Annotated in this window: 14 protein-coding genes; 2 read left to right on the top strand and 12 right to left on the bottom strand. The window is 69.0% G+C overall.

Annotated features, from left to right (window positions below):
- Positions 1 to 12: 12 nt before the first annotated feature.
- From AB0E63_RS33810 to AB0E63_RS33780, 7 genes are all read right to left on the bottom strand, one after another.
- The gene (locus tag AB0E63_RS33810) at positions 13 to 1485 is read right to left on the bottom strand and encodes an FAD-binding oxidoreductase (RefSeq protein ID WP_360375228.1); all 1473 of its coding nucleotides are present in this window, start codon (positions 1483 to 1485) and stop codon (positions 13 to 15) included.
- On the bottom strand, positions 1472 to 2296 hold the full coding sequence (locus AB0E63_RS33805) for a shikimate dehydrogenase (protein ID WP_360375226.1): 825 nt from the start codon (positions 2294 to 2296) through the stop codon (positions 1472 to 1474). Before AB0E63_RS33805 ends, AB0E63_RS33810 begins: the two co-directional genes overlap by 14 nt.
- A 123-nt stretch (positions 2297 to 2419) precedes the next feature.
- Complete coding sequence (gene mltG, locus AB0E63_RS33800; protein ID WP_360375224.1) at positions 2420 to 3616, bottom strand: endolytic transglycosylase MltG; 1197 nt, start codon at positions 3614 to 3616, stop codon at positions 2420 to 2422.
- A complete protein-coding gene (gene ruvX / locus AB0E63_RS33795; RefSeq protein WP_360375222.1) occupies positions 3613 to 4071 on the bottom strand; it encodes a Holliday junction resolvase RuvX in 459 nt (152 codons plus the stop codon). Before ruvX ends, mltG begins: the two co-directional genes overlap by 4 nt.
- A gap of 10 nt (positions 4072 to 4081) precedes the next feature.
- Entirely contained in the window at positions 4082 to 6751 is a 2670-nt protein-coding gene (gene alaS, locus AB0E63_RS33790) for an alanine--tRNA ligase (RefSeq protein ID WP_360375220.1), read from the bottom strand.
- A 5-nt stretch (positions 6752 to 6756) separates the two neighbouring features.
- The gene (locus AB0E63_RS33785) at positions 6757 to 6993 is read right to left on the bottom strand and encodes a DUF6167 family protein (RefSeq protein ID WP_360375218.1); all 237 of its coding nucleotides are present in this window, start codon (positions 6991 to 6993) and stop codon (positions 6757 to 6759) included.
- Positions 6990 to 7400 carry a DUF948 domain-containing protein gene (locus tag AB0E63_RS33780; protein ID WP_360375216.1) on the bottom strand — a complete coding sequence of 137 codons (411 nt, stop codon included), beginning with the start codon at positions 7398 to 7400 and terminating at the stop codon, positions 6990 to 6992. The genes AB0E63_RS33785 and AB0E63_RS33780 overlap by 4 nt, the downstream gene beginning before the upstream one ends.
- Before the next feature lie 158 nt (positions 7401 to 7558).
- On the opposite strand from AB0E63_RS33780, the gene AB0E63_RS33775 reads away from it, so the two are divergent.
- On the top strand, positions 7559 to 8185 hold the full coding sequence (locus AB0E63_RS33775) for a hypothetical protein (RefSeq protein ID WP_360375214.1): 627 nt from the start codon (positions 7559 to 7561) through the stop codon (positions 8183 to 8185).
- Between the two features lie 58 nt (positions 8186 to 8243).
- On the opposite strand, the gene AB0E63_RS33770 is transcribed toward AB0E63_RS33775, so the two are convergent.
- The 5 genes from AB0E63_RS33770 to AB0E63_RS33750 form a co-directional block, all read right to left on the bottom strand.
- Entirely contained in the window at positions 8244 to 8552 is a 309-nt protein-coding gene (locus AB0E63_RS33770) for a nuclear transport factor 2 family protein (protein WP_360375212.1), read from the bottom strand.
- Complete coding sequence (locus AB0E63_RS33765) at positions 8549 to 9916, bottom strand: replication-associated recombination protein A (RefSeq protein ID WP_360375210.1); 1368 nt, start codon at positions 9914 to 9916, stop codon at positions 8549 to 8551. Before AB0E63_RS33765 ends, AB0E63_RS33770 begins: the two co-directional genes overlap by 4 nt.
- Before the next feature lie 10 nt (positions 9917 to 9926).
- Positions 9927 to 10589 (bottom strand): VC0807 family protein, encoded by a 663-nt coding sequence (locus tag AB0E63_RS33760; protein ID WP_360375208.1) that lies wholly within the window; start codon positions 10587 to 10589, stop codon positions 9927 to 9929.
- 75 nt (positions 10590 to 10664) lie between these two features.
- Positions 10665 to 13151, bottom strand: coding sequence for an accessory Sec system translocase SecA2 (gene secA2 / locus AB0E63_RS33755; protein ID WP_360375206.1), 2487 nt, complete (start codon positions 13149 to 13151; stop codon positions 10665 to 10667).
- Between the two features lie 45 nt (positions 13152 to 13196).
- Positions 13197 to 13994 (bottom strand): GNAT family N-acetyltransferase, encoded by a 798-nt coding sequence (locus AB0E63_RS33750; RefSeq protein ID WP_360375204.1) that lies wholly within the window; start codon positions 13992 to 13994, stop codon positions 13197 to 13199.
- 106 nt (positions 13995 to 14100) lie between these two features.
- Between AB0E63_RS33750 and AB0E63_RS33745 the strand changes: the two genes are divergently transcribed.
- Positions 14101 to 14703 carry a hypothetical protein gene (locus AB0E63_RS33745; protein WP_360375202.1) on the top strand — a complete coding sequence of 201 codons (603 nt, stop codon included), beginning with the start codon at positions 14101 to 14103 and terminating at the stop codon, positions 14701 to 14703.
- Positions 14704 to 14757: the final 54 nt, after the last annotated feature.

The following is a 14757-nucleotide window of genomic DNA, read 5'->3' as shown; positions in this document are numbered from 1 at the left end:
CAAGGGTGCTAGTTATCCCAATGTGTAGGCGGTGTGGAAGAAGTTCGTAGGGTCGTACTTCTTCTTGACCGCCTGCAGCCGCGCCAGGCTCGCGCCGTAGTACGTGCTGACCGAGCGACCGGCCTCCACGTAGTTGACGTAGCCGCCGGCCGAGTACGCGCGGAGCGCGCGATGCCCGTTGGTGATGAAGGTCTGCGCGACCTTGAGCTGCGCGGACGTCGGATGCGCGGGCGTACCGGAGTACCACTGGACCACGCCGAGCGCCGTCCGCCACGGCCAGGACGCGCCGCCGGCCGGCTGCTTGGCCGCCTGCCCGCCGAGCGGGTCGAGGATCGCCGACGCGGGTGTCTTGGCCCGCGCCGCCGCCTTCACCGCGCCGAGCAGCGCCGTGATCGTGGCCGCGTTCATCGGCCCCTTGAGTACGTCGGAACCCGCGAGGAACCCGGTCCGTGGGCTGGTCGTCCCGCCACCGAGGTACGTCACCGCCTGCATGTGCGTCTTCACCGTGATCGATCGCGACGACGCCTTGATGCCGACGAACGACTCCAGTTGCGCGGCCGCGGCGGACGCGTTGCCGGTGGTGGAGATGCCGAGCACGTGGATCGCCAGCGTGCCGTTGCTCTGGGCATCGATGTGCAGGTTGCCCCACGAGGTGATCGGCGCGGACTGGGCGAACCTCTGCCAGCCACGGACGACGGCCGCCGCCTGCGACTCCGTCCAGGTCAGCCGGAAGAACCCGAGCTTGGTCGCCGGGATGGTGGAGATCCGGAACGAGGTCACCACGCCGAAGTTTCCGCCGCCGCTGCCCCGCAGCGCCCAGAACAGGTCCGGGTCCACGGTCGCGCTGACGTTGCGCGCCGTACCGTCCGCGGTGATCACGCCCATCGACAGCACCCGGTCGCAGGTCAGGCCGAAGGCGCGGGTGTGAATACCCATCCCGCCGCCGAGCGTCAGCCCGGCGACACCGACGGTCGGGCAGGTCCCCGTCGGCAGGGAGCGTCCGTACTTGTCCAGGAACGCGTGCACGTCGTACAAGCGCGCTCCGGAGCCGATCGTGACGACGCCGTTCGCGTAACTCATCCCGCGGATCGCGCCGACGTCGAGCTGCATCCCCTTGCTGATGGTCGACGCGCCGACGTACGAGTGCCCGCCGCTCTTGGGCACCAGCACCAGCTTGTTCGCGCGGGCGAAGTTGATCGCCTTCTGCACATCCGTCGCATTCGCGGCCTTCACCACGGCGGTCGGCAGCACGCTGTCCCAGCGTGGATTGAAGAGCAGGTGCGACGACGCGTACCCCGGGGACGCGGCCAGATAGAGCCGGCCCTTGAGCGAGCGGGCGAAGCTGTTCCAGTTCGGTCCGGCTGCGGTCAGATTGTTCGAGGCGCCGCCGGCACTGGCCTTCTTCGCGTCCGAACAACTGGTCAACGCGGCGGCGGCGAGGGTGCCGCCGGCTTTCAGTACCGTACGGCGGTCATACAGACTCACGATCCCCCAACTCCTCACGTGCAGCGGCCCTCATGGCCGCCAGAGGAGCCGGCGACCTACCGGTCATCATCTCCACCTGCAGGGTCGCCTGGTGCACGAGGAGATCAAGGCCGTTCAACAGCTCTGTACCGATCCGCTGCGCCGCGATCGCGAGCCGGGTCGGCCACGGGTGGTACGCCACGTCGAACACTACCGGCGCGACGCCGGCGAAGTGCTCGGCCCACGGGTCGACCGCGCCACCGGGGAGGGTCGAGACGCACAGATCGAACCCGCCGATCTGGTCGACCTGGGAGAAGTCCGCGACCGAGGTCCGCAGGTCGAGCGCGGCCGCCAGATCCAGCAGCCGCTCGGCCTTCCCGACGTCCCGGACGACGATCGTCACCTCGCTGACCTTCAGCCCGCGCAACGCCGCCAGCGTCGAGGCGGCAGTCGCTCCGCCGCCCAGGACGACGGCCGAGTCGGCCGCGGTGATGCCCTGCTCGGCGAACGCGTTCACCAGCCCCGGTACGTCGGTGTTGTGCGCCGACCGCGATCCGTCCGGCTCGAACAGCATCGTGTTCGCCGCACCGATCAGCTCGGCGACCGGGTCAACGGTGTCGACCAGGTCGAGCGCCACCCGCTTCAACGGCATCGTCAGCGACAGCCCACGAACGTCGTCGCCGAGGGACGCCACGAATCCGCGGAGTTCGTCCTCTTCGACCTCGAAGGCGTCGTACCGCCAGTCCAGCCCGAGAGCGGCGTACGCAGCCCGGTGCATGGCCGGTGACAGCGAGTGCGCGATCGGCGAACCGAGCACAGCACACCGCGTCATGGGGCCTCCCGTCCTGGACTGAGGAGCGCAGGGGGCGAAGCGACCGGAGTGACGAGGGAAGGACGGGAGTCAAAGCCCCATGACTCCGCCGTGCCGGAGGCGCGGCAGTTCAATACAGTCAAGTCAGCACCTGCCCTTGTGAGCCGCGCACCAGGTCTGCAGCTTCTTCACGTTCGCGAGGTGCTCTTCCGCCGTACTCGCGAACGCGGTCTCACCCGTGTCGAGGTTGATCAGCGTGAAGTACAGCCATGAACCCTGGGCCGGGTTGATCGCCGCGCGCAGCGTGTCCTTGGTCGGCGAGTTGATCGGCGTCGGCGGCAGGCCCTTGTTCTTGTAGGTGTTGTACGCCGAGTCCATGTCGCGCTGCTCGGGTGTCGTGAACACCCCGCCGTCCTTACCGACGACATAGTGGATGGTCGAGTCCATCTGCAGCTTCATCCCGACCCGCAGCCGGTTGTAGATCACCCGGGACACCTTGGCGTAGTCCTGTGGCCGGTTCGTCTCGGCGCCGATGATGCTGGCCACGATCACCGCCTGGTACGGGTCGAGCTTCTTGTTCTTCGCCGTGTTGACCAGGTTCAGCTCGGCCGCATTCTTCGCGTACTGCGCCGTCATCAGCTTCAGGATCGTGTACGCCGTCGCACCCTTCGGCACGTCGTACGTGCCCGGGTAGAGAAAGCCTTCGGGGTTGTTGTGCGCGTACGCCGGCAACCCGAGCGCAGCGGGTTTCGCCAGCGCGCCCGCGGCGGCGCCGGCCGGCAGCCTCAGCTTCGACCTCTGCAGGGTTTCGCTGACCTCGGCCTTGGTCTGGCCGGACCGGAAACTGATCCGGGTGACCAGGATCGACTTGGCGGTGTCCAGCATCAGGTCGAGCGCGGCCTTGGCGGACATCTCCTTGTGCAGCGTGTAGGTGCCGGCCTGGATCTGGAGCGACCGCGAGTCGGCCTTGGCCACCCGCTCGAACGCGCGGGCGCTCTTCACCACGCCCTTCTTCTCCAGCGTGTCCGCGATCGAGGCGGCCGCCTGGCCCTTGGCGATCTCGACGACCACCGTTTCCTTGCTGCCGGTGCCGGAGTAGTCCGGCGCGGCGAACATCTGCTCGATCGCGTCCTTGCCCTTGCCGAAACCGATCACGGCGCCGGCCACCAGCGAGCCGACGACCAGCAGCGAGATCACCCCGGCGAAGCAGCCGAACGCGCGGCGGCCCCGGGCCTTGCGCCGGCTCGCCCGGCGCTCCACCCTGCTCTCCGAGCGCAACCCGAGCCCGGACCCCAGGTCCTCGCTCTCGTTGAGCTCTTCGTGCACCGATGGTCCGTTCACAAGGGCCTCCCGGGTGGGTTGCCGGACTCGCGCTCGAGGTCGAGCGCGTGTTGCAGAATCACGACCGCCGCGGCCTGGTCGACCACGGCGCGTCGCTTGGAACCCTTCTTTCCCCGTTCCCGCAGCATGCGTTCAGCGGTGACCGTGGTGAACCGCTCGTCCACCAGCCGCACCGCCGTCTCCGCGTTGCCCGCCTGCACCTTCGCTCGCACCAGCTCCGCCGTCTCCCGGATCTTCACCGCGGCCGGTCCCTCGCCCCCGGACAGGGAGCGGGGCAGCCCGACCACGATCTCGACCGCCTCCAGTTCGGCGGCGAGTGCGGCGATCCTATTCAGATCACCGGGCCCTCGGCGGACCGTCTCCACCGGCGTGGCCAGGATTCCGTGCGGATCGCTGCTGGCGACACCGATCCGGGCGTCACCGATGTCCAGCGCGATCCGCACGCCGCGTCTCATCAGGGTCTCATCAGCCGGTGACGAGTTGGCCGACGGTGTGCTCCACCGCCGCCAGCGCCTCGTCGGAGCCACTCGGGTCGGTACCGCCACCCTGGGCCACGTCGTCCTTGCCACCGCCACGGCCGCCCAGCTTCTCGGCCGCGACCCGAACCAGGTCACCGGCCTTCAGCCGCCACTCGCGCGCGGTGTCGTTGAGCGCGATCACCACACCGGGCTTGCCGTCGTTGACGCTCAGTACCGCGACCACGGCCGGCTTGTCGGCCGGCATCCGGCCGCGCACGTCCAGGGCCAGCTTGCGCAGGTCACCGCCGTTCACGCCGTCGGGCGCGCGGTGACCGACGTACTGGACGCCGAAGACGTCCTTCGCCTTGCTCGCGAGCTCCGCCCCGGCCGCGAGGACCTGGGAGGCCCGCACCTTCTCGAGCTCCTTCTCGGCCGCGCGCAGCCGCTCGGCAAGGTCGGCGACCTTCGCGGGCAGCTCTTCCGGCCGGGTCTTCAGGTTCTCGCTGAGCAGCCGGACGAGAGCACGCTCGCGGCCGAGGTAGCGCAGCGCTTCCAGGCCGACGAACGCCTCGATCCGGCGTACGCCGGCACCGACCGACGACTCGCCCGTGACGGTCAGCGCGCCGACCTGCGACGAGTGCTTCACGTGCGTGCCACCGCAGAGCTCACGCGACCACGGTCCGCCGATCTCGACCACGCGGACCTGCTCGTCGTACGTCTCACCGAACAGCGCCAGCGCGCCCCAGTCCCTGGCCTCCGGCAGCGACATGTACTGCGCCGACACCGGCAGGTCCTGCCGGACCGCGAGGTTCGCGACCTCTTCGATCTCGGACCGGGTCGCCTGGTCCAGCGCCGACGACCAGGCGAAGTCGAGCCGCAGGTAACCCGGCTTGTTGTACGAACCGCTCTGCAGCGCGTTCGGGCCGAGCACCTGACGCAGTGCCGCGTGGACGACGTGCGTACCCGAGTGCGCCTGGCAGGCCGAGACCCGCCACTCGTGGTCGACCTCGGCGTGCACGTCCAGGCCCGGCCGGAGGAGACCCTCGAGCACCTCGACCCGGTGCACGATCAGGCCCTTGACCGGCCGCTGGACGTCGAGCACCTTCAGCCGGACGCCGTCGGCGACGATCAGGCCCTCGTCGGCGATCTGGCCACCGGACTCGGCGTAGAACGGGGTCTTCTCCAGCACGACCTCGACGGTCTCGCCCTGCTCGGCGGCCGATGTGACCACGCCGTCCTTGAGCAGGCCGCGGACCTGCGAGTCGGTGGCGAGCTCGGAGTATCCGGTGAACTCGGTGACGCCCTTCTCGCGCAGCTCCCGGTAGCCCGAGGTGTCCGCGTGACCGGCCTTCTTCGCCCGGGCGTCGGCCTTGGCCCGCTCGCGCTGTTCCTTCATCAGCGACCGGAAGCCCTCGGTGTCGACGTTCAGGCCCTGCTCGGCGGCCATCTCGATGGTGAGGTCGATCGGGAAGCCGTAGGTGTCGTGCAGCTGGAACGCCTTCGTGCCCTCGAGCTGGTGCGCACCGCTCGCCTTGGTGTCGCGGACGGCCACGTCGAAGATCGTCGTACCGGCCGTGAGGGTACGCCGGAAGGCCTCCTCCTCGGCGTACGCGATCTGGCTGATCCGGCCGAAGTCGGGCTCCAGCTCCGGGTAGGACTTCTTCATCTGCTCGAGGCTGACCGGCAGCAGCTCGACCAGGCTCGGGTCCTCGTAGCCGAGCAGGCGCATCGAGCGGATCGCCCGGCGGAGCAGCCGGCGCAGCACGTAGCCGCCCTGCTCGTTGCCCGGGGTGACGCCGTCGCCGATCAGCATCATCGCGCTGCGGACGTGGTCGGCCACCACCCGGAACCGGACGTCGTCGACGTGCTCGACGCCGTACTTGCGGCCGCTCAGCTCCGAGGCCCGCTCGATCACCGGGTAGATCTCGTCGATCTCGTACATGTTGTCGACGCCCTGCAGCAGGTACGCGACCCGCTCCAGGCCGAGACCGGTGTCGATGTTCTTCTTCGGCAGCTCGCCGAGGATCTCGTAGCCGTCCTTGCCGCCACCCTCACCGCGGATGTTCTGCATGAAGACCAGGTTCCAGAACTCCAGGTAGCGGTCGCCCGCCTCCCAGTCCCGGTCAGCGCCGAACTCCGGGCCGCGGTCGATCAGGATCTCCGAGCACGGGCCGCACGGACCCGGGATGCCCATCGACCAGAAGTTGTCCTTCATCCCGAGCCGGACGATCCGGTCGTCGGGCAGCCCGGCGATCCGCTTCCACAGCTCGATCGCCTCGTCGTCGTCGTAGTACACCGACGCGTACAGCACCGACTCGTCGAAGCCGTAACCACCGTCGTTCTGGGACCGGGTGACCAGGTCCCAGGCGTACTCGATCGCCTTCTCCTTGAAGTAGTCGCCGAAGGAGAAGTTGCCGTTCATCTGGAAGAACGTGCCGTGCCGGGTGGTCTTGCCGACCTCCTCGATGTCGAGGGTCCGGACACACTTCTGCACGCTCGTCGCGCGCGCGTACGGCGGTGTCTGCTGGCCGACGAAGTAGGGCACGAACTGGGCCATGCCGGCGACGTTGAACAGCAGGTTCGGGTCCGGCGACGGCAAGGGTGCGCTCGGCACCACGGTGTGGCCCCGGTCCTCGAAGTACTGCAGGAACCGCCGCCTGATCTCACTGGTTTCCATGGGTGTTACCGGTAGTCCTCACGGTCGTTTGTGGTGTCGATGCCCAGGGCGTCGCGCAGCTCGGTCTCCCGCTCGGCCATGCCCTCGCGGACCTGGTCGCCGAAGTGCCGGACCGCGGCGGCCAGCTTGGCCGCGGACTCCTGCATGCTGTCCGGAGCGAGCACCTGAACACGCTTCTTCAGCCGGGTGACGGCGTACACGCCGACGGCGATCCCGATGATCAGCCAGAAGATCCGCTTCACCGCTTCCGCGCCTTCCGCTCGGCCTTCATCTCTTCCTTCACGCGACGACTGACGTCCTTGCGCTGCTGGTCACCGAGCGCCCGGCGGACGCCGTACGAGAACGCGGCCGCCTTCACCAGCGGGCCGCCGGCGGTAGCCGAGAACAGCGACATCAGCGCGGCCGCGTTGGTGGTCACGGTGGCCGCGTTGTCGGTGATGGTGTCCACCTTGGCCAGCTGAGCGTTGGTGGTGGTCACGGTGGTGGTCACCTCGCCGAGCAGCGGGACGGTCTCGTCGGAGACACCCTTCACCAGGATCCGGGTCTCGTCGAAGACCTTGCCCAGCTTCAGGATCGGGTAGGCCAGCAGGCCCACCAGGATGAGCAGCGCGCAGGCCGCTATCAGCCCCGCGACTTCACCGACGCTCATGGAAACGAGCCACCTTCCCGTTGCGACCTCGTGGACCGCCCGACCTTATCGCGCGTTCCTACGCAGTTCGCTCCAGGACACCATCCCTCACATCACAGTCGCCCACCAAACCCGGTCATCCGGCCGGTGACGACTCCGTCGCGCTGGGTTCCACCGGGGTGGTCGAGGGATCCGGCGTACCGGACCCGGTCGGGGTCGGCAACGGCTCCACCGTGGCCGACTCGGTCGGACTCGGGGAAGGCTGTGGTGTTGTGGGCGCGGTCGGGATCTGTGACGGCACGGTCGTACTGGGTGACGGCTTGGTCGTACTCGGTGACGGCTTGGCCGTACTCGGTGACGGCTTAGCTGCGGTGGTGCTCGGCTTTGTCGTGGTGCTGCCCGGCTTCGTCGTGGTGCTGCTCGGTGCCGACGACGGCTGCCCTGCTGTGGACGAAGGGACCGACCACGGCGGCGTCGGCGAGTTCGGCGTTGCCGAGGGCTGTGTCGTCGGGAACCACGTGGCGCGCGGCGTCGAGAGGTTCCGGGCAGGAACCCCGGGCCGCTGCCCCGACCGCGTCACACCCCACGTCCGCTCGACCTTCGGCTCCCGCGACGTCGTACTCCCGAAGGAGTCGGTGCTCTGCGGTGGTTGCGTGCTCGCCGAGTCGTGTCCCCCGAACGGGACGAAGAACAGGGATCCCGCCGCCGTGACGGCGACCGCCGCGACCGCACTCACCTTCAGGACGGGCAGACGCCCACGGCTGTGCCGCGGGCCGGACTTCCGGAGATGTCGACCTAGGTTGTAAAACCTCACTTCGAACCTTTCACCCCCAGGCCGAAAGGCAGCTTACCCAGTCGAACGCTTCACTCAAACGCCACCCTCAGTCCCTGGACAGTGCCGTCAGGGGCCCAGGACAGCTCCATGGAGCCCGTGCCGCCGCCGGACCAGCGGAACTTCGCCGTACGGTCGTTTGCCTCGAGGAGGGTCATGGTCTCGGTCGGCGGGTTGTCGCGGTCCGCCTGCGCGATCGCCGAACGGCCCTCGAACGGACCTGCTGGGACGCCGACGAAACTCATCCGGGCGTCCGCGGCGAAGCGCTCGGAGAAGGTGTCCCAGTCACCCGTGGTGACGGCGTGGTTGAAGGCGTCGACGTGGTCGGTGGTCCGGCTCATTCCCGGTCCCTGAGGATCTTGCGGATGTTGGCGACGCGGTCGGCGTAGGCCGCTTCGCCGCCGCGGCGGGTGGGTTTGTAGTAGTCAGTGCCGTCGATCACGTCCGGTGCGTACTGCTGCGGGACGATGCCGCGCGGGTCGTTGTGGGAGTACTGGTACGACGAACCGTGGCCGATCTTCTTGGCTCCGGCGTAGTGCGCGTCCCGCAGGTGCGGCGGCACTGGGCCGACCTTGCCGGCCTTCACATCCGCGATGGCGGCATCGACGGCCATGATCACGGCGTTGGACTTCGGCGCCAGGGCGAGTGCGACGACCGCCTGCGCGAGGTTGATCCGCGCCTCCGGCATGCCGATCAACTGCACTGCCTCGGCCGCGGCCACCGCGACACCGAGCGCAGTCGGGTCGCCCATGCCGATGTCCTCGCTGGCCGAGATCACCAGCCGCCGCGCGATGAACCGCGGGTCCTCACCGGCTTCGATCATCCGCGCCAGGTAGTGCATGGCGGCGTCCACGTCCGAGCCCCTGATGGATTTGATGAGTGCCGAGGCGACGTCGTAGTGCTGGTCGCCGGCCCGGTCGTAGACCACCGCAGCCCGGTCTACGGCCGTTTCCAGGGTCTTCAGGTCGATGGACTCGGCGGCCTTCGCCCGGGCTCCCCCGGCTGCCGCCTCCAGGTAGGTCAGCGCGCGGCGGGCGTCTCCCCCGGCCATCCGCAGCAGGTGCGCCCGCGCGTCCTCCGCCAGCTCGAACTCCCCGTTCAGACCGCGTTCGTCGGTCAGGGCGCGATCGAGGAGGGTGGAGATGTCGTCGTCGGTGAGCGACTCCAGCGTGAGCAGCAGACTCCGCGAGAGCAGCGGGGAGATGACGGAGAAGAACGGATTCTCGGTGGTCGCCGCGACCAGCGTCACCCACCGGTTCTCCACACCCGGCAGCAACGCATCCTGCTGAGCCTTCGTGAACCGGTGAACCTCGTCGATGAACAGCACGGTCTCGACGACGCCCGTACCCCGCGACAGATCCCGGCGGGCGCCGTCGATCACCTGCCGGACGTCCTTCACGCCCGCGGTGACGGCCGACAGCTCCACGAACTTCCGATTGGTCTGGTGTGAGACGACAGCCGCGATCGTCGTCTTCCCGGTCCCCGGAGGACCCCAGAGCAACAGCGACATCGGCTGGTCACCCTCGACCAACCGCCGCAGCGGCGATCCCGGCGCCAGCAGATGCTGCTGCCCGACCAGCTCGTCCAGACTCCGCGGCCGCATCCGCACGGCCAGCGGAGCAGCCGTGTGGTCCATGTCCGCCAGGCTCCCGCCGCCCCGAGCAGGCGCAGGAGCTCCCGGAATGTCGAACAGACCCTCACTCACACCCCGCAGCCTATCCAGCGCCACCGACACCCGGATCGTCCGCGGTCAGGGAAGCCACTCGGCGGCGCGGGGCGAAGACTTCGTGCCAGGTCCCGCTGCGCCGGAGCAGCACAATGGTCGGGATCTGCAACGCGACGATCGTGGCGACCGTGATCACCGGATCTACGGCGGGTACGACGGGAATCGGCAGCGTGTACGCCGCGACGACCCGGATCACGGCGTCGAGCACCGATGTGATCCCCCAGATGACGGTGATGCTTCGCCAGGCGTGCCGGAAGCGCGGATCCTCGTCCCACAGCCGGTCCATCACGGCGGCCCGCCTCGGCATGATCGCGCGGGTGAAGGTGTAGCAGAGCGGTTGCGGATGCCGGAGGGACCACAGGGTGATCCCGGCGAACGGGAGGCTGATCCAGGCGTTGCGGACCAGCAGCACCCGGGCGTCCCCACCCAGGACCGCCACCGCCGCGCTGCCCAGCATGCTGACGATCACCGCCACACCCAGGAGGTCGGTACGGCGGCGGCGCGCGATCGAGACCGCCGCACTGATCAGGCCAGGAACGGTGCCGACCAGGAGAGCGGTCACGTTGCTCGCGCCGAGGGCGCGCAGCCCGTAGTACAGCGCGAGCGGTGTCGCGATGTCGAAGACGAGGAAGCGCAGGCGGTCGCGGGTCATGCCGAGAGCCTCGCCCGAGCCGCCGGTGGGCGGCTTCGGGCGGACGGCTAGGGCCTCTAGACCAAAGTCGAAGGTCTACGCCTTGCTGTCAGGCTTCTTCTCATCCTCATCCGCGTCCGCGTCGTCCGTGTCGCGGAGCTCCTCCGGCAAGTCGTCCTCGTCGTCCACGTCGCGGAGTTCTTCGGGGAGGTCGTCCTCGTCGAACTCCTCGGGGAGGATCTCCTCGGACTCGGCGACGGACTCGGGCTTGATGGCGTTGCGGAGCCGGCCGAGGATCCGGTCGGCTTCGGTACCGAACGGGTTGTCGTTGACCAGGTAGGTCCAGGTCGCGGTCGGGCGCGGGATACCGCTGGCTTCCTCGTCCAGACCCTCGGCGGTGATCTCGGCGTCCTTGAACGTCTCGACCGCATCGGTCCAGGAGTCCGCGATCAGCGTGTCGAACGACGCGATCGCGGACTTGTTGAACTCGTCGATCGGCTTCAGGTGCACGATGCCGCCCGCCAGCGAGCGCAGGTGGATGCCCTCGCGCAGGTCGGCCAGGTACGCCAGGTGGTCGGTCCAGCGCCGGTCCAGATGACGCAGCGCGATCCGCCGCGCCGCCGCCTTCACCACGTCCTCGCCGACCTCGTCGACCAGTTCGTCGTACCGCTCCTTGGCCCGCTCGGACAGCTCCTCGGCGGCCAGGTCCTCGGTGAGCACCTTCTCCCGGGTGTCGAGCAGGATCGCCCGCTGCTGCCCGGTCAGCCGGTGGTACTGCCACGTCGTCCGGTGCAGCTCGGCGTTCGCGCCGTCCGCCACCCGCTGGGCTTGTTCGAGGACACCGAGCGACTTGCGATCGGTCAGCTGCCCACTCTCATCCGGATGCGGTCGCAGGCCGGACGAAACGGAGTACCGCGTCACGAGCTCGTCCCCGAGGCTGGCGAAGAACAGCGACCCGCCCGGGTCACCCTGCCGCCCGGCGCGCCCGCGCAGCTGGTCGTCGAGCCGGCGGGACGCGTGCAGACCGGTCCCGATCACGTAGAGGCCGTCGAGCTCGATGGCCTTCTCCTTGTCGTGCGACTCGTCCTTGCCACCGAGCCGGATGTCCGTACCGCGGCCGGCCATCTGCGTCGACACGGTCACCGTCCCCGGCACACCGGCCTCGGCGATGATCGCGGCCTCTTCGGCGTCGTTCTTCGCGTTCAGCACGACGTGCGCGATCTCGGCCGCCTCGAGCCGGTCGCTCAGCTGCTCGGACTCCTCGACGCTGTGGGTGCCGATCAGGATCGGCCGCCCGGCCTCGTGCACCTCGGCGATGTGCTCGACCAAAGCCACGTTCTTCTGCTCTGACGTCAAGTACAGCCGGTCCGGCGCATCGACCCGCACGTTTGGCTTGTTCGGCGGTACGACGGCTACGTCGACCTCGTAGAACTCCTGCAGCGACTCCCCGACGACGACCGCCGTACCGGTCATGCCGCACAGGGTCTTGTAGCCCTTCACCAGCGCCTGCACGGTGATGCTGTCCAGCACCTCACCGGAGTCGCTGACCGGAACGGCCTCCTTCGCCTCCACGGCGGCCTGCAGACCGTCGGGCCAGCGCTGCAGCTTGGCGATCCGGCCGCGGTTGTTGTTGATCAGGCTGACCTTGCCGTCGCGGACCAGGTAGTCGACGTCCTTGCGCAGCAGCACCTCGGCGTGCAGCGCGACGTTGATCTGGGTCAGCCGGTCGAGGTTGTCGTCCTCGTACAGGTTGATCCCGCCGAGCGTCTCCTCGACCTTGTCCGTGCCCCTGTCGGTCAGCGCGACCGTCCGGCCGTCGCCGTCGATCTCGTAGTCCACGCCCGCGCGCAGCGTCCGGACCAGCTGGACCACGTCCTCGTCCAGCTCCTCGGTCCGGGTCGCACCGGCCAGTACGAGCGGCACCCGCGCCTCGTCGATGAGCACCGAGTCGGCCTCGTCCACCAGCGCCACGTCCGGGTCGACCGTGACCCGGTCGGCCACATCGGTGACGAGCCGGTCCCGCAGTACGTCGAAGCCGATCTCGCTCACCGGCGCGTAACAGACATCCGCCTGGTACGCCGTCCGCCGTTCCTCCGGCGTGGACGCCTGGCCGATGAACGACACGCTGACCCCGAGCAGGTCGTACACCGGGCCCATCCACTCGGCGTCGCGGCGGGCCAGGTAGTCGTTCACCGCGAGCACGTGCACGTTGCGGCCGCCGACGGCGTACCCGGCGGCGGCGAACGCACCGGCCAGCGTCTTGCCCTCGCCGGTGGCCATCTCGACGATCCGGCCCTGCAGCATCGCCAGCGCCCCGACGACCTGGCCGTCGAACGCGCGCTCGCCGATCGCCCGCTTGGCCGCGTCCCGGGCCAGCGCGAGGAACTCGATCTGATCGTCCTCGTGCAGCCCGCCGGTGGTGCGCAGCTCGGCGACCGCCTCGGTGAGCTCCTCGTCGGTCAGGGACTGGACCGATTCCTCCGCCTCGCCGACCAGCTGGGTGAGCCGCTCGTACGGGCCGAGATCGATCGAGCCGGGGCGCTGCAGCAGCCGGCGGAAGCGAGACGCGATTTTCAGGGCCATGATGCTGGCAACGTACAGCCTTGACCGGTCGTTCCACTCATCAGGTCACGGCGTCCATTCGTACGGCGTGGTCGTGGTGACCGCGTGCAGCCCCAGCTTCTGCAGGATCGGGCGGGAGTCCTCGGACGCGTCCACCCGGAGGAACTCGTATCCGCGCTCCTTGGCCAGCCGCGCCCGGTGTGCGAGCAGCGCGCTGTAGAGCCTCTGCCGCCGCCACTCCGGCAACGTTCCGCCGCCCCACAGGCTCGCGAACCCGGTCCCGGGATGGAACCGGATCCACGCGGCCGACACCGCCGGCCCGTCCGGCCCCTTCAGCGCGTCCTCGACCAGGAACACCGACAGCCGGTCCGGGAACATCCGTGCCTCGCCCTGCAACTGCTCCACGATGCGCGCCAGCCCGCTGTCCCACAGGGTGTTCGTGAGTTCGGCGATCCGGCGGTAGTCGTCCGGTCCTTCAGCCTCCCGCAGCCGCACCTTCGACGGCAGCGCGGACGGCCGCTCCAGGATCCGGTCGACCTCACCGAGGATCAGCGTCTCCCGCTCCTCCCGGCTGAACCCGGCCCGGACCAGCCGCTCACCAAGATCGGCCGGTTCGTCGTACGCGTACGTCTTCCACTCGAACGGCAACCCACGGTCACGGAAGAACTCCACCTGGCCCGCGATCACCGCGTCCGGGTCGTCGCCCAGGCCGCGGGGCGTCTCGACGAACCCGGCACCGTCCGGCCCTTCGACGTACGAGCGATGGACCAGGCCGTCGTGCTCCTGCTTCCAGCCGGGGATGGCATCGGCGTCCGGCAACCGGATCCGGTGGTGGAACACCTCGAGCAACTCGTCAGGGGTCATCCGCACATCGTGCCCGATCGACTACCTGAAATCACCAGGATAAAAAGCAAACCAGTTGGCAACTGGTGTCGTCCAAGTAATTGTCCATACAAGGGGGAACCACATCATGAACATCCACCACATCACTCACAAGACGATCCTTGCCGCCGTCGCCATCATGGCGATCCCCGCAGCCGCGATCGCCGCGCCGACCATCGTCGGCTCGTCCTCCGCCCCCCGCACCGTCTCGACCGCCTCGACCACCGCCTCGTGCCCGCGAGGCTGGGGATCATTGCCCGAGGCAAACAGCCGGATGTCGCAGGCCCCGGTGACCACCGTCCGCACCGGTCGGCATGCCTGCTTCGACCGACTCGTCGTCGAGCTGGCCGGCCGGCCCGCCGCCGGGTACGACGTCCGCTACGTCAAGAACGTGTACACCGATGGAGCCGGCTTCCTGGTCCCGCTGCGGGGTGGCGCGAAACTGCAGATCGTCGTGCGCGCCCCGTCGTACAGCTCGGCCGGCACGACGACGTACCAGCCGAAGAACCCGAAGGAGCTGACGAACGTCGCGGGCTACAGCACGTTCCGCCAGGTCGCCTCCGCCGGCAGCTTCGAGGGGCAGACGACGATCGGGCTCGGTGTCCGTGCCCGGCTCCCGTTCCGCGTCTTCACGCTGGCCGGCCCAGGTTCTGACACCAGGCTCGTCATCGACGTCGCGCATCACTGGTAAGCCCACTGGTAAAGCCCTCACCCAGCGGTCGCCCGGGTCCTCCTCCCGGGCGAC

The sequence above is a fragment of the Kribbella sp. NPDC026596 genome (genome assembly GCF_040638415.1).
GTDB lineage: Bacteria > Actinomycetota > Actinomycetes > Propionibacteriales > Kribbellaceae > Kribbella.
The sequence above is the reverse complement of the archived record's forward strand: the minus strand, read 5'-3'. Positions and strand labels throughout refer to the sequence as shown.

What these genes read in the sequence shown, in the direction of transcription:
- AB0E63_RS33805 (WP_360375226.1), bottom strand. Translation starts at nt 2,296, where the DNA reads ATGACGCGGTGTGCTGTGCTCGGTTCGCCGATCGCGCACTCGCTGTCA.
- ruvX (WP_360375222.1), bottom strand. Translation starts at nt 4,071, where the DNA reads ATGAGACGCGGCGTGCGGATCGCGCTGGACATCGGTGACGCCCGGATC.
- alaS (WP_360375220.1), bottom strand. Translation starts at nt 6,751, where the DNA reads ATGGAAACCAGTGAGATCAGGCGGCGGTTCCTGCAGTACTTCGAGGAC.
- AB0E63_RS33780 (WP_360375216.1), bottom strand. Translation starts at nt 7,400, where the DNA reads ATGAGCGTCGGTGAAGTCGCGGGGCTGATAGCGGCCTGCGCGCTGCTC.
- AB0E63_RS33770 (WP_360375212.1), bottom strand. Translation starts at nt 8,552, where the DNA reads ATGAGCCGGACCACCGACCACGTCGACGCCTTCAACCACGCCGTCACC.
- AB0E63_RS33760 (WP_360375208.1), bottom strand. Translation starts at nt 10,589, where the DNA reads ATGACCCGCGACCGCCTGCGCTTCCTCGTCTTCGACATCGCGACACCG.
- secA2 (WP_360375206.1), bottom strand. Translation starts at nt 13,151, where the DNA reads ATGGCCCTGAAAATCGCGTCTCGCTTCCGCCGGCTGCTGCAGCGCCCC.
- AB0E63_RS33750 (WP_360375204.1), bottom strand. Translation starts at nt 13,994, where the DNA reads ATGACCCCTGACGAGTTGCTCGAGGTGTTCCACCACCGGATCCGGTTG.
- AB0E63_RS33745 (WP_360375202.1), top strand. Translation starts at nt 14,101, where the DNA reads ATGAACATCCACCACATCACTCACAAGACGATCCTTGCCGCCGTCGCC.